This window comes from Oleiphilus sp. HI0080 (assembly GCF_001635135.1).
Genome location: NZ_LWFU01000073.1, coordinates 1 through 504 on the forward strand (window position 1 = coordinate 1; position 504 = coordinate 504).

Consider the following 504-nt stretch of genomic DNA (forward strand, 5'->3'; position numbering starts at 1 on the left):
TTAAAAGGATGGCCTTAACCAGTAAGGTTCTTGGCGAGGCCTACGGCTTAGATCGCCATGATGTTAAAATCTTGTATAAAGCAGCGCCATTACACGACATTGGCAAAATTGCGATTCCGGATCACATACTCAACAAACCAGGCAAACTCACTCCAGAGGAGTGGGAAACCATGAAAACGCATGCCCAAATCGGGCACGACATTCTAGCCTCATCGGAGCTGGAAGTACTGCGCGCCGGGGCCGTTGTTTCCGTCGGTCACCATGAAAACTGGGATGGCTCAGGCTATCCCAAAGGCATCGCAGGCGAAAACATCCCCATCTTTGCCAGAATTGCAGCCCTCGCAGATGTATTTGATGCACTGATCAACAAGCGCAGCTATAAACACGCTTGGGATATTGAAGATGTAAGAAAGTTCTTTGTGGAAATGAATGGCGTTAAATTTCAGCCAGAGTTGGTTGATCTACTGTTCGAGAATGAAGCAAAACTTCTTGAGATACAGCGTG

The 504-nt window shown here is 47.4% G+C and carries 1 protein-coding gene; it reads left to right on the forward strand.

The features are described from left to right. Positions 1-504 (forward strand): HD-GYP domain-containing protein (locus A3751_RS01000; RefSeq protein WP_156492155.1); only part of this gene is annotated, 504 nt, incomplete at both ends.